Annotated in this window: 12 protein-coding genes; 11 read left to right on the plus strand and 1 reads right to left on the minus strand. The window is 49.9% G+C overall.

Annotated elements, in window-relative coordinates; genetic code table 11:
• Positions 1-75: 75 nt before the first annotated feature.
• The 11 genes from rpmA (at position 76) to ispH (ending at position 12,873) form a co-directional block, all read left to right on the plus strand.
• The gene (rpmA, locus tag ACO05E_RS11045) at positions 76-333 is read left to right on the plus strand and encodes a 50S ribosomal protein L27 (RefSeq protein ID WP_255857675.1); all 258 of its coding nucleotides are present in this window, start codon (positions 76-78) and stop codon (positions 331-333) included.
• A gap of 103 nt (positions 334-436) precedes the next feature.
• Positions 437-1,636, plus strand: a complete 1,200-nt coding sequence (gene cgtA, locus ACO05E_RS11050; RefSeq protein ID WP_419812990.1) for an Obg family GTPase CgtA — start codon at positions 437-439, stop codon at positions 1,634-1,636.
• A gap of 65 nt (positions 1,637-1,701) precedes the next feature.
• Positions 1,702-2,838 (plus strand): glutamate 5-kinase, encoded by a 1,137-nt coding sequence (gene proB, locus ACO05E_RS11055; protein WP_419812991.1) that lies wholly within the window; start codon positions 1,702-1,704, stop codon positions 2,836-2,838.
• Between the two features lie 268 nt (positions 2,839-3,106).
• Positions 3,107-3,946, plus strand: coding sequence for a 3-deoxy-8-phosphooctulonate synthase (kdsA, locus tag ACO05E_RS11060; protein WP_419812992.1), 840 nt, complete (start codon positions 3,107-3,109; stop codon positions 3,944-3,946).
• A 143-nt stretch (positions 3,947-4,089) separates the two neighbouring features.
• Complete coding sequence (gene rpsT, locus ACO05E_RS11065; protein ID WP_255857671.1) at positions 4,090-4,356, plus strand: 30S ribosomal protein S20; 267 nt, start codon at positions 4,090-4,092, stop codon at positions 4,354-4,356.
• A 212-nt stretch (positions 4,357-4,568) separates the two neighbouring features.
• Positions 4,569-6,146: a murein biosynthesis integral membrane protein MurJ gene (murJ, locus tag ACO05E_RS11070; protein ID WP_419812993.1), complete on the plus strand. Its 1,578-nt coding sequence runs from the start codon at positions 4,569-4,571 to the stop codon at positions 6,144-6,146.
• 370 nt (positions 6,147-6,516) lie between these two features.
• Entirely contained in the window at positions 6,517-7,488 is a 972-nt protein-coding gene (ribF, locus tag ACO05E_RS11075) for a bifunctional riboflavin kinase/FAD synthetase (RefSeq protein WP_419812994.1), read from the plus strand.
• 75 nt (positions 7,489-7,563) lie between these two features.
• On the plus strand, positions 7,564-10,527 hold the full coding sequence (ileS, locus tag ACO05E_RS11080; RefSeq protein ID WP_419812995.1) for an isoleucine--tRNA ligase: 2,964 nt from the start codon (positions 7,564-7,566) through the stop codon (positions 10,525-10,527).
• Positions 10,520-11,020, plus strand: coding sequence for a signal peptidase II (gene lspA / locus ACO05E_RS11085; RefSeq protein ID WP_419812996.1), 501 nt, complete (start codon positions 10,520-10,522; stop codon positions 11,018-11,020). Before ileS ends, lspA begins: the two co-directional genes overlap by 8 nt.
• A 463-nt stretch (positions 11,021-11,483) precedes the next feature.
• A complete protein-coding gene (gene fkpB, locus ACO05E_RS11090) occupies positions 11,484-11,924 on the plus strand; it encodes an FKBP-type peptidyl-prolyl cis-trans isomerase (protein WP_419812997.1) in 441 nt (146 codons plus the stop codon).
• 1 nt (position 11,925) lies between these two features.
• Positions 11,926-12,873 carry a 4-hydroxy-3-methylbut-2-enyl diphosphate reductase gene (gene ispH, locus ACO05E_RS11095; RefSeq protein ID WP_419812998.1) on the plus strand — a complete coding sequence of 316 codons (948 nt, stop codon included), beginning with the start codon at positions 11,926-11,928 and terminating at the stop codon, positions 12,871-12,873.
• 1 nt (position 12,874) lies between these two features.
• Here the strand turns inward: ispH and ACO05E_RS11100 are convergent, their stop codons facing one another.
• Entirely contained in the window at positions 12,875-13,291 is a 417-nt protein-coding gene (locus ACO05E_RS11100) for a type IV pilin protein (protein WP_419812999.1), read from the minus strand.
• Between the last annotated feature and the right edge of the window lie 8 nt (positions 13,292-13,299).

Genomic DNA, 13,299 nt, shown 5'->3' on the forward strand with positions numbered 1-13,299 from the left:
TCCGAGGCCCGGTGTCGATGTGCCACATCGACCACTTCCGCAGAGTAGCAGCGGCTTCATTGAAGGAGAGATATTATGGCTCACAAAAAGGCTGGTGGTAGTACCCGTAACGGTCGCGATTCCGAAAGTAAACGCTTAGGCGTCAAGCTGTTCGGTGGTCAGGCTGCTAAAGCTGGTAACATCCTGGTTCGTCAACGTGGTACTAAGTTCCACGCGGGTGAAAACGTTCGTATCGGTCGTGACCACACTCTGTTCGCAACTGCTGAAGGTTCAGTTAAGTTCGAAGTTAAAGGTCCTAAGAACCGTAAAACTGTTAGCGTTATCCCTGCTTAATTAAGCGTTTAACGACAACAGATAAAATTGCCCTGACAGCTAATGGTTAGTGTCGGGGCATTTTTGTTTATAAAACCCTATCTATCTTCGTTCGAGGTACGTGATGAAATTTGTCGATGAAGCTCCAATTGTCGTTGAGGCAGGCAAAGGCGGTAATGGCTGTATGAGCTTTCGTCGGGAAAAATACATCCCGAAAGGCGGCCCGGACGGCGGTGATGGCGGCGATGGTGGCTCCATCATTCTGGAAGCCGATGATGCCGTTAACACCTTGATTGATTACCGCTATACCCGTCGCTACCGTGCGCCGAATGGCGGCAATGGCACCAGCCGTAACTGTACCGGTGCCAAGGGTGAAGATCTGATTCTGAAGGTGCCGGTGGGTACTACCGCCATTGATGTGGATACCGGCGAAACACTGGGCGACTTAACCGAAGATGGTGAGCGTCTGATGGTTGCTCGTGGTGGCTATCACGGTTTGGGCAATACCCGTTATAAGTCGTCTACCAATCAGGCGCCGCGTCAGACCAAGCCGGGTCAGCCGGGTGAGTCGCGTAACCTGAAGCTCGAACTGAAAGTATTGGCCGATGTTGGCCTGTTGGGCTTGCCGAATGCCGGTAAGTCGACCTTTATTCGTGCGGTATCAGCGGCCAAGCCTAAAGTCGCCGATTACCCGTTCACCACGCTGGTGCCTAATTTAGGTGTGGTGAAAATTGAAGATCACCGCTCCTTTGTTGTTGCTGATGTTCCGGGTCTGATTGAAGGGGCTTCTGAAGGCGCAGGTTTAGGTACCCGTTTCCTGAAGCATCTGGTACGTACTCAGTTGTTGCTGCATATTGTTGATATGGCACCGTTTGATGAATCCGATCCGGCTGATCGGGTGATGGCGATTAGCCAGGAGCTGGAGCGGTTCTCGCCGGGCCTGGCGCAGCGTGATCGCTGGCTGGTGTTGAATAAACTGGATATGGTCGATGCGGATGAGCGTCAGGCGCGTATCGATGCCGTGCTCGAAAAGCTGGATTGGCAAGGGCCGGTGTTTGAAATTTCTGCGCTGCAGCGTGAAGGCACCTTCCAGCTGAGCTGCGCCATTATGGATTATATGGAAGAGCGTCGTCAGCGTGCTCAGGATGATGAAGAGTTTGCTGAGCAACTGCTGGCTGAACGTGAAATGGTAGAGCAGGAAGCGCGCGAGCATGTTGAAATGCTGGAAGAACGTCGTCGTTTAGAGCGTATGGCCCGTAAAGCTGCCGCTGAAGATGACGACGATGATGATTACGATGTTGAAGTGGTTTATACCAACGAGTAACGTCTTAACAACAAACAACCCCTTAGCAACGAACAAGTCATTGGCACTGAATAAGCACTGAGCAGATGAGCACCGAACTGACGAGTCAAAGGAAGAAACTAGCCCGGCAAAAGCGCTGGGTCATTAAGATTGGCAGTGCCTTGTTGACCAATGATGGTCAGGGGTTGAATCGTGACGGTATGGCCAGCTGGGTCGAGCAGATTGCTCAGCTGCTGGAATTGGGTCATGAGGTGGTGCTGGTATCCTCGGGCTCGGTTGCAGAGGGAATGACTCGTTTGGGTTGGAAGAAACGCCCGGATAATGTGCATCAGTTGCAAGCCGCTGCCGCCGTTGGTCAAATGGGGTTGGTGCAGGCGTATGAAACCTCCTTTGCTCGCTTTGAAAAATCCACCGCACAAATTCTGCTGACTCACGATGATCTGAGTGATCGTACCCGTTATCTTAATGCCCGTAGCACGCTAAAAACCCTGCTTGAGTTGGGTGTGGTGCCGATCGTTAATGAAAACGATACCGTTGTGACCGATGAGATCTGCTTTGGTGATAACGACACTCTGGGTGCTCTGGTTGCGAATCTGGTAGAAGCTGACGTGCTGGTGATTCTGACCGATCAAGATGGACTATTCACAGCTGACCCACGTTCCAACCCGGATGCTGAAATTATTCATCAGGGTCAGGCCTCGGACGAGCGCTTTGCAGCGATGGCTGGTGGCGGTGGTGTATTGGGTCGTGGCGGTATGGTGACCAAAGTACGTGCGGCAACTCTGGCAGCACGCTCGGGTGCCGATACGGTGATTGTTGGTGGTCGTATCGAGCGGGTCATTTCCCGTTTGTATGATGGCGAATTGCTGGGTACCTTGTTGTTGGCTGATAAGGAGCCGGTTGCGGCACGTAAGCAGTGGATTGCCGGGCATCTGCAAACTCACGGTGAGCTGATATTGGATGCCGGGGCAATCAAGGCGCTTCGTGAGCGTGGTCGTAGTTTATTGCCGATTGGGGTGATTGCGGCTAATGGTCGTTTTGAACGTGGCCAAGTGGTTGCCTGTAAAGATGAGCAGGGCAGGCTGGTTGCGAAAGGACTGGTTAACTATAGCCGCTCAGAAGCATTAAAAATTTTGAAGACGCCAAGTGCAATGCTCGAAGAAGCACTTGGCTTTGTGACAGAACCAGAAATGATTCATCGCGATAATTTAGTGGTTATCTAGCGGTAATAAACAAATTAAAGAGATCTGCAGGATTGTTTTTCAAAAACAGCAACAGGATGTTGCGGGCCCGTCGAAGGCACATGGATGTGCCTTACGATGGGTGTGGCTGAAAAATAATGCTGTGGAATCTCGCAGTTTTAACGTTAAAAATACACTGCAGTTATCACCATTCAACACGCCGTAAATACATCCCTGTAGGCTCGGCTGCTGCTCCCTGCAGCAGACGGTTGAATAGCAATAACTCCAGTATATTTCTCAGGAGAGCGAAATGATTGAGCAAGTAAGCGTTGCTGGTATTGAAGTAAACAACGACAAACCATTCGTACTGTTTGGGGGTATGAATGTGCTGGAAAGCCGCGACCTGGCCATGGCGATTTGTGAGCACTACGTCAAAGTGACTGAAAAGCTCGGCATTCCTTATGTATTTAAGGCGTCTTTCGATAAGGCGAACCGTTCTTCCATTAATTCTTACCGTGGCCCGGGTATGGAAGAAGGTCTGAAGATCTTTGAAGAGATCAAATCGACCTTTAATGTGCCAATCATTACCGACGTTCACGAGCCATTCCAGGCGGCTCCGGTTGCAGAGGTGGTGGATGTGATTCAGTTACCAGCTTTCCTGGCGCGTCAGACTGATCTGGTGGTAGCAATGGCTGAAACCGGTGCCGCAATTAACGTGAAGAAGCCGCAGTTCCTGGCTCCACACGAAATGCGTCATATCATTAAAAAGTTCGCAGAAGCGGGCAATGAAAAAGTCATGTTGTGTGAGCGTGGTTCCAGCTTTGGTTATAACAACCTGGTGGTTGATATGCTGGGTATGGACGATATGAAGAAGCAGGCGCCGGTTATCTTTGATGCCACACACGCGCTGCAGCGTCCGGGTGGTCGTGCGGATTCCGCCGATGGTCGTCGTGCTCAGGCATTTGAGCTGGCACGCTCCGGTATGGCATTAGGCTTAGCAGGCTTGTTCCTGGAAGCACATCCAAATCCAGCAGAAGCTAAATGTGACGGTCCTTGTGCTCTGCCGCTGGATAAATTGGAGCCATACCTGGCACAAATGAAAGCCGTTGATGAGCTGGTGAAGTCGTTCGAGCCAGTGATTATTGATTAACGGATAACGATTAACTCTTAGTTGAGTAATAGATGCTCGCTAGGAGTTGACACCCGGGGGGGATATCAGGATAATTCCGGCCCTCTTATATGGGGCGCCTTGATAGCCCTTTGACTTGAACAACCAATTTTGAGGAGCCGACTGTGGCAAATTCCGCTGGTTCTCGTAAACGCGCCCGTCAGGCTATCAAACGTCGCGCGCGCACTGTTGCACTGCGTTCTATGGTTCGCACTTACATCAAGAAAGTACAAGCTGCTGTTGCTTCTGGCGACTATGAGCAAGCTCAAGCTGCTTTCACTAAGTCTCAGCCTTACATCGACAAGATGGTTAACAAAGGTATCATGCACAAGAATACTGCTGCACGTACCAAGAGCCGTCTGAACGCTAAGGTATTCGCACTGAAAGGCTAATTGCTGCTCAGTTCGACAAAAAACCCGCAGTTGCGGGTTTTTTTATGCCTGTTAGAAATGTTTTTAAGCAGCTTCGCTCCTAATTATTTTTCAACCGCCGCGCCGAAAGGCCATCCCTGGCCTTGCCGCGCTACCGCCGCATCCTGCGGCTGCTATGAAAAACAATCAGGATCAAAGCTTCAAATATCCATAGTTGATACCTTGGAATAGTTATGGAAGATAAAACACCGCCAAAAGAGAGTGGGGAAAAGGGCAGTGGCAGCAGCCTGCTGAGGTCTTCTTCCATTGTCAGTGTGATGACACTGCTCAGCCGTGTGCTGGGTTTGGTACGGGACGTGATGGTGGCTCAGTACTTTGGTGCTCGGGCGGATGCTTTCTTTGTTGCCTTTAAGATCCCTAACTTTTTCCGTCGCTTATTTGCCGAAGGGGCGTTTTCCGTTGCCTTTGTTCCGGTGTTAACCGAATACAAAACCCAGCGTGGCCTGATTGAAGTAAAGCTGCTGATCGCCCGGGTGTCGGGTGTGCTGGGAATGGCTTTATTGGGCATTACGGCGTTGGCATTGCTGGGGGCGGACTATCTTCCCTGGATCTTTGCCCCGGGCTTTCGTGAAGATCCGGAAAAATTCGCCTTAACCGCAGACCTGCTGCGCATCACCTTTCCGTATTTGTTATTTATCTCACTAACCGCGTTTGCCAGTAGTGTACTGAATGCTTATGGGCGCTTCGCTGTACCGGCTTTTACGCCGGTGCTGCTGAATTTATGTCTGATCTTCTCCGTTGTGGTGATGACGGAGTGGTTTGTTGAGCCGCTGTTTGCACTGGCCTGGGGTGTGTTTATGGCCGGAGCGGTTCAGTTGCTGTTTCAACTTCCCTTCATTGCTCAGCTAGGTTTTCTGGTTCGACCGCAATATCAGCCAAAAGATGAAGGCGTTCGTCGCATTGGTAAGTTGATGATTCCGGCATTATTTGGTGTATCAGTGAGTCAGATAAACCTGCTGTTGGATACTCTGCTGGCGTCTTTCCTGGAGAGTGGCAGTGTCAGTTGGTTGTATTACTCCGATCGCCTGAACAACCTGCCGTTGGGTATTTTTGCTATCGCCATTGGTGTGGTGATTCTGCCTGCGCTGTCGCAGAAGCATGCGTCGGAGCAGGGGGAGGGTTTTGCTAAGACGCTGGATTGGGCGATTCGTATGGTGTTTTTGCTGGCATTGCCCGCCGCTCTGGCACTGGTAACGCTGGCTACGCCGCTGATGGCAACCATCTTCTATCATGGTGAAATTACTGCTTACGATGTTGGCAAGATGACCCTGAGCTTGCAGGCGTACGGTTCTGGCTTGTTGGCCTTTATGATGATTAAGGTGCTGGCGCCGGGTTATTACGCCCGTCAGGATACTAAAACGCCGGTGAAAATTGGCATTCAGGCGATGGCGGTGAATATGGTGCTGAATCTGGCGCTGGTATTCCCGCTGCAGCACGTGGGGTTGGCGTTGGCGACCTCGCTGTCGGCGTATTTTAATGCCTATATGTTGTATCGCGGTTTGCGTAAGCAGGGTGTTTATGCGGCGCAGCCAGGCTGGTTGTCGTTTGTTGCCAAGGCTGCGATTGCTAATGTGGCTTTGTTTGCGGTGATGTTCTGGCTTATGGGCAATCCTCAGCAGTGGCTGGAGTGGAGCACGCTGGAGCGTAGCAGCTGGATGGCACTGATTGTGACTGCCGGGGTGTTGGTGTATTTCGCTATTTTGATTGTTGCGGGCCTGCGCCCCCGTCATCTGAAAGGGCAGCTTTTCTAGTTTCTCAGAAAGGAGTTACCCATAGTTTTAAAGCAGCAACAGGATGTTGCGGTAGGATCGCCGGCACATGGATGTGCCGTCCGATCCGGTGACTAAAACCATGGGTCACTCCTTTCCTGATTCAGTCGGTGCAATCTGATCGGATATTATTTTGCCCGCCGCTCAGAAGGGCCGTCCCTGGCCCTGCTGCCTAAGCTTTTAGTGAAGAGTCGCAACATCCTGTCACTGCTTTGAAGTTTTATCTGATCAATTTCCCCAGTACTTCCAACCCATCTTTCTCAATGAGTAAAAACTAGCCATAAAATCACTGTCACCCAAGCGGCGGGTTGGCTATAATCCGGCCTTTTCGTTTTTTCGCGGGTTTGCTCAGATGCGTGTTTTACGCGGACTACATACCATTTCTACCAACTTCCCGGGCTGCGTTGCCACCATCGGGAATTTTGATGGTGTGCATCTCGGGCATCAGGCCATTCTGAAGTCGTTAAAAGACGTCGCCACACTCAAAGGCGTACCGACGCTGGTGATGATGTTTGAACCGCAGCCCAAAGAATTTTTTGCCCCTGAGGCCGCGCCTGCGCGATTAGCCAATATGCGGGAGAAGTTTCAGGATCTGAAAGAATACGGCGTCGATTATGTGCTGTGTCTGCCGTTTAATCAGAACCTGCGCTCAATGTCTGCTGCCGACTTTATTCAGACCATTCTGGTGGATGCGCTGAAAATCCAACACCTGATTGTCGGAGATGACTTCCGCTTTGGCTGTGACCGCAAAGGCGATTACCAACTGTTGCAGCAGGCGGGAGCACAATCAGGCTTTTCGGTACAGGATACGCCAACACTGGAGCTGGATGGCGAACGAGTCAGCAGCACCCGGGTACGCAGTGAATTGGCCTGTAATAATCTATCTCGTGTCAGCCGTTTACTGGGGCGTGGTTATCGTATGAGCGGCCGGGTTGCGTATGGTCGCCAGTTAGGGCGTACCATTGATACACCAACCGCCAATATCATGATCAAGCGACAGAAGTTGCCATTAAATGGCGTGTACGCTGTGCGTGTGCTGCTGGATGATCAACAGGCTGACCGAGGTGCAAACGAATATTTTGCCGTGGCTAATGTGGGCATTAAACCGACCATTTCCGGTACCCCTGAACCATCGTTAGAAGTACATCTGTTTGGTTTTAATGGTGATCTGTATTACCAGCATTTAACCGTTGAATTTCTGCATAAGATTCGTGATGAACAGAAGTTTGATGGCCTGGATGCCTTAAAAGACGCCATCGAAAATGATAAACGCGCAGCCAAACAATATTTTGCGGCCCTGCCGAATTCATTTCGCAGTGCCTGAACCTGTTTTAATAACCTATTTTTCTGAAGTTGCCGCCATTAGGCGCTTCAATTTATTAAGTGAAGTGACCCTGCTATGAACGACCGCTCCAAAAAAGAGACAGTGGAAAGCCAATATAAGTCGACTCTGAACCTGCCTGATACGGAATTCCCGATGCGTGGCAACCTGGCCAAGCGTGAGCCTGAAATGCTGGCGCGCTGGGAAGAGATTGGCCTGTATCAGAAGATTCGTGAAGCGCGTGCAGGTCGCGATAAGTTTATTTTGCATGATGGCCCTCCATATGCGAACGGTAAGATTCATATTGGTCACGCGGTTAACAAGGTTCTGAAAGACGTCATCATCAAGTCTCAGACCTTAAGCGGTAAAGATGCGCCATACATCCCTGGCTGGGATTGCCATGGCCTGCCAATTGAACTGAAAGTAGAAGAGAAAGTTGGCAAAGTCGGCGCTGTTAATGCGGATGGCCAGGTTGTTACTGCCAGTGAATTCCGTACCCATTGTCGTGAATACGCCGCTGAGCAGGTAGACGGCCAGCGTCAGGACTTCAAACGCTTAATGGTATTAGGTGATTGGGAAAACCCATACCTGACCATGGACTTCAAATTCGAAGCCAACATTATCCGCACTCTGGGTGCCATCATTGATAAAGGCCACCTGCACAAAGGCTTTAAGCCGGTTAACTGGTGCAGCGATTGTGGTTCTGCTTTGGCCGAAGCGGAAGTGGAATACGAAGATAAGCAGTCCATCTCCATTGATGTGAAATTTGCCTTCCCGGATAGTGCGGCGATTTTGTCGGCCTTTGGTGCGGGTGCGACTCACGCTGATAAAACCGTAAGCATTGTGATCTGGACCACCACGCCATGGACCATTCCGGCAAACGAAGCGGTATCGGTTCACCCAACACTGGAATACTCGCTGGTTCTGCTGAAAGAAGCGAATGAGATTCTGCTGCTGGCGGCGGATCTGGTCGAGGACGCGATGCAGCGTTATGGCATCGAAGCATTCGAAGTACTGGCGACCGCTAAAGGTGCGGCGTTTGGTCAGTTAGCTGAGCAAGATGCTGCACCATTCAGCGTTAAGCATCCGTTTATGCCAGGTAAAGAGGTGCCTGGTGTTTCAGGTGAAGAGAAAGATGGTTCCGCCGACAAGTTCGTGCCAATTATCACCGGCGACCATGTAACGGCTGATTCCGGTACCGGTTCTGTTCACACTGCACCTATGCACGGTGTAGACGATTACAACGTGGCGAACGCGTTTGGTGTGACCGCTGAGCAAATGCTGGTTGATAACAACGGTAACTTTATTGCGACACCAGCACTGGATGCACTGGAGCTGAGCGGTTTAAGTACCGCCGATAAAGGCGTTTTCCGGGTATTAGGTCTGCTGGCAGAAAAAGATGCCTTGCTGAAAAAAGCCAAGATCACCCATAGTTATCCACACTGCTGGCGTCATAAAACGCCGATCATCTTCCGTGCTACGCCACAGTGGTTTATCAGCATGAATCAGGCAGGCTTGCTGGATACCGCGATGCATGAAGTGGATAACACCATCGAATGGCGTCCGGGTTGGGGTAAGGCCCGTATCGAAGGCATGATGACTGATCGCCCGGATTGGTGTATCTCGCGTCAGCGTACCTGGGGCGTGCCGATTGCGCTGTTCGTGCATAAAGACACCAGCGAATTACACCCGAACAGCGCAGAACTGATTGAAAAAGTGGCTCTGAAGGTTGAAGAGAAGGGCATTGATGCCTGGTTCGATCTGGAAGCTGGCGAGTTATTAGGCGCTGACGCTGCAGACTACGTGAAAGTGACCGATACGCTGGACGTATGGTTTGACTCCGGTGTGACTCACACTGCGGTATGTAAAGAACGTGATCAGCTGCAATTCCCAGCGGATCTTTATCTGGAAGGCTCCGACCAACACCGTGGCTGGTTCCAAAGCTCATTGTTAACGTCAGTCGCCGCACACGGTCAGGCGCCGTATAAAACGGTTCTGACTCATGGTTTCACCGTGGATGCGAATGGCCGCAAGATGTCTAAGTCTCTGGGCAACACGGTTGAGCCGCAAGCTGTGATGAACAAGCTAGGTGGTGACATCCTGCGCTGGTGGGTAGCGGATACTGATTACAGCGGTGAGATGACGGTTTCGGATGAAATCCTGAAGCGTAACGCCGATGCTTATCGTCGTGTGCGTAACACCTGTCGTTTCCTGTTGGCCAATATCAATGGCTTTAACGCTTCAACTGATATGGTCGATGGCAAAGACCTGCTGCCGCTAGACGCCTGGATGGTGAACTACACCAAGGCATTGCAGGAAAAAGTGATTGCCTACTATCACGATTACGACCTGAAAGGCCTGACGAAGGCACTGATGAACTTCTGTGTGACTGAGCTGGGTGGTTTCTACCTGGATGTGATCAAAGACCGTCAGTATACCTGTAAAGCCGATGGTCTGGCACGTCGTAGTGCTCAGACCGCACTGTTCCACGTACTGGAAGCCATGGCTCGCTGGATTGCGCCAATTCTGTCGTTTACTGCAGAAGAAATCTGGGAATGCCTGGCTGCCGCAGGTTCTGAACGTGAAGAATCGGTAATGCTGAGCGAGTGGTACACCAATTTCCCTGCAACATCTGTGGGTGAATTTGATGACAGCTTCTGGAAAGATATCCTAGCTGCCAAAGCCGCAGTAAACGGTGTGTTAGAAAAAGCACGTGCTGATAAAACCATTGGTGCCAGTTTAAGTGCCGAAGTCGAACTGTTTGCTTCTGAAGGCATCAAAGCGCAACTGGATAAGCTGGGTAACGAACTGCGTTTCGTACTGATTACTTCCGGTGCTGTCGTGTCTGATTTTGCTGCGGATGCCGGTGAAGAAACGGAACTGGAAGGCCTGCGTGTTGCCGTGACCGCTTCAGAGAAAGAGAAGTGTGAGCGTTGTTGGCACCATACCGATGATGTGAGTAATAACGAGCAACACCCAACACTGTGTGGCCGCTGTGTAGAGAACGTCGAAGGTGACGGTGAGGTTCGCCATTATGCCTAAGCAAGCGTCTGCCATTATCTGGCTGTGGTTAGCGGCGTTGGTCTTTGTACTGGATATCGCCACTAAACAAATTGCCGAAGCGTTTCTGAATTACGGCGAGCCGGTGTATTTATTACCGGTGCTGGATTTTACGCTGCTGTATAACAAAGGTGCTGCCTTTAGTTTTTTAGCCAATGAAGGTGGCTGGCAGCGTTGGTTTTTCACGGTAATTTCCCTGGCGGTAAGTATTGTACTGATCGCCTGGTTAAAAAAATTACCGCGCACTCAGCTGTGGCTGCCAATTGCTTTAGCGCTGATTTTAGGTGGTGCACTGGGTAATTTATTTGATCGTGTGTTGTTTGGTCATGTGATCGACTTTATTTCAGTCCACTGGGAAAAGTCTTATTTCCCAGCGTTTAACCTAGCGGATTCTGCTATTACCGTTGGTGCCATTATGATGGCGATTGATATATTTTTAGAAGGCGAGCGGGAAGCTCAGCAGAAAGCTTCCTGATTTTTCGATATCTCAGAAAGTAACCGGTGCATAGTTTTTCAGCCGCCGGATCGGACGGCACATCCATGTGCCGGCGATCCTACCGCAACATCCTGTTGCTGCTTTGAAAAACCATCCACCGCTTACTTTCTCTAGGGCCTGTTAACACTATTTAGATCTTTGCTGCTGGCAGTCGTTTGTTCATGAGCAAGGCATGAGGAGCGCTGTTTAACGAGTTAAATAAGCAACGAATAACACAGCTCAGGGAAAAACTGACGCCAGCCCTTCGGGTTATGGCTGAAAATCCTTCACTCTGTGTTGCTCATCATTCATTTAACTCGTTAAACATCATTCTTCGAGCCTTGATTGAAAGATTTTCAGTCATAACAGCGTGATCGAAATAGTGTTAACAGGCCCTGGCAAAAATTCAAAACCGTATTTTTAAACAGCAAATCGCTGTTAAACCTCAAAGGTACTAAAAATTATGTCTGTAGCGACTATTCAAAACGGCAGCCAAATCACCATGCACTTCGCCCTGAAACTGGCAGAAGATCAGGTGGTGGATTCCACCTTTGAAAGCGAACCAGCGACCTTTGTTTTAGGAGACGGTAATTTATTGCCCGGTTTTGAAGAATATCTGATTGGTTTAACCACGGGTGATAAAAAGCTGTTTGAAGTTCCACCTGAAAAAGCCTTTGGTCAGCCAAACCCGCAAAACCAGCAAGAGATTAAACGCAAAGACTTTCCGGTTGATATGCCGGTTGCTCCTGGTTTGATGGTGTCGTTTGCCGATGCTCAGGGTCAGGAATTACCCGGTGTCATTGATAAAGTAGAAGGCGATTGGGTAACGGTTGATTTTAACCATCCGTTAGCCGGTAAAACTCTGATTTTTGAAGTGCAGATTCTGGAAGTGACGGAGGCCTGACGTGCAAATTAAACTCGCTAACCCTCGTGGTTTCTGTGCCGGTGTTGATCGGGCTATCGACATTGTGAATCGTGCCCTGGATCTGTTTGAACCACCGATTTATGTTCGCCACGAAGTGGTTCATAACAAATTTGTTGTGAATGGACTCCGTGAGCGTGGCGCTATTTTTGTCGATGAGCTGGACGAAGTACCCGACGATAATATTGTGATTTTTTCAGCGCACGGTGTCTCTCAGGCGGTTCGTAAAAACGCCGCAGATCGGGGGTTAAAAGTTTTTGATGCTACTTGCCCGCTTGTAACCAAAGTTCATCTGGAAGTTTCTCGTTATAGTGCTGATGGCAGCGAATGTATTCTGATTGGTCACAAAGGCCACCCGGAAGTTGAAGGCACCATGGGGCAATACGACTACTCCAATGGTGGCAATATTTATCTGGTAGAAGATGAAGCTGACGTGGCCGCACTGGAAGTTCACAATCCGGAAAAACTCTACTTCGTCACGCAAACTACTTTATCCATGGATGATACCGCTGTGGTTATTGATGCCTTACGTGCGAAGTTTGAGCATATTGAAGGCCCGCGTAAAGACGATATTTGTTATGCCACCCAAAATCGTCAGGATGCGGTTAAACAACTCGCAGCCGATTGTGATTTATTGCTGGTGGTAGGCTCCCCTAACAGCTCCAACTCGAACCGTTTGCGTGAGCTCGGAGAACGCATGGGAGCAAAAGCACACCTGATTGATAACGCCGATGAAATCTCAGCTGATTGGCTAGCTGGCATTAAAGCGGTTGGTATTACCGCTGGTGCATCAGCACCGGAAGTGCTGGTAAAGCAGGTAGTGGATAAGCTGGTGAGTTTAGGTGGCGAAGCCCCGCAAGAACTGCAGGGCCAGGAAGAAAATGTGGTGTTCTCGTTGCCGAAAGAACTACGAATGGTGGATGTGGGTTAATTTATAATTCTTTTTCTGTACCATCTGAAAGACGTAAAACTCGCTTGTTGCGAGTATTAAAAATAAGGTCGCCATCCTTAGCCTGTGGCCCCTGAGCTGTGGAAGTCAGCTCTACGCATACCGTCAGAGGGTCGCCTCCACATTGTGCGGCAGTGATTTTATAACGGCCTTTGGGCGTGGTATAAGCGCCACCACTAACGGTTAACCCTAAGTCCGATAAATCAGACGTATAGCTATCGTTGTCGGCATAATACAATTCCTGAGCATTTAAAATAGCTTGCATTGGGTCAATTGCATCTGTCCGGTCGCCTCGTAAAGAGTAATTTTGATAACCTGGAACGGCTATGCTCGCTAATATTGCAATAATAGCTAATGTAACCATGAGTTCAACTAAACTGAATCCATATTTTATTTTCATACTAGAGC

It is taken from the genome of Bacterioplanoides sp. (assembly GCF_965226395.1).
Lineage (GTDB): Bacteria > Pseudomonadota > Gammaproteobacteria > Pseudomonadales > Oceanobacteraceae > Bacterioplanoides.

What these genes read in the sequence shown, in the direction of transcription:
- proB (WP_419812991.1), top strand. Translation starts at nt 1,702, where the DNA reads ATGAGCACCGAACTGACGAGTCAAAGGAAGAAACTAGCCCGGCAAAAG.
- ribF (WP_419812994.1), top strand. Translation starts at nt 6,517, where the DNA reads ATGCGTGTTTTACGCGGACTACATACCATTTCTACCAACTTCCCGGGC.
- ACO05E_RS11100 (WP_419812999.1), bottom strand. Translation starts at nt 13,291, where the DNA reads ATGAAAATAAAATATGGATTCAGTTTAGTTGAACTCATGGTTACATTA.
- murJ (WP_419812993.1), top strand. Translation starts at nt 4,569, where the DNA reads ATGGAAGATAAAACACCGCCAAAAGAGAGTGGGGAAAAGGGCAGTGGC.
- kdsA (WP_419812992.1), top strand. Translation starts at nt 3,107, where the DNA reads ATGATTGAGCAAGTAAGCGTTGCTGGTATTGAAGTAAACAACGACAAA.
- rpmA (WP_255857675.1), top strand. Translation starts at nt 76, where the DNA reads ATGGCTCACAAAAAGGCTGGTGGTAGTACCCGTAACGGTCGCGATTCC.
- fkpB (WP_419812997.1), top strand. Translation starts at nt 11,484, where the DNA reads ATGTCTGTAGCGACTATTCAAAACGGCAGCCAAATCACCATGCACTTC.
- cgtA (WP_419812990.1), top strand. Translation starts at nt 437, where the DNA reads ATGAAATTTGTCGATGAAGCTCCAATTGTCGTTGAGGCAGGCAAAGGC.
- ileS (WP_419812995.1), top strand. Translation starts at nt 7,564, where the DNA reads ATGAACGACCGCTCCAAAAAAGAGACAGTGGAAAGCCAATATAAGTCG.
- lspA (WP_419812996.1), top strand. Translation starts at nt 10,520, where the DNA reads ATGCCTAAGCAAGCGTCTGCCATTATCTGGCTGTGGTTAGCGGCGTTG.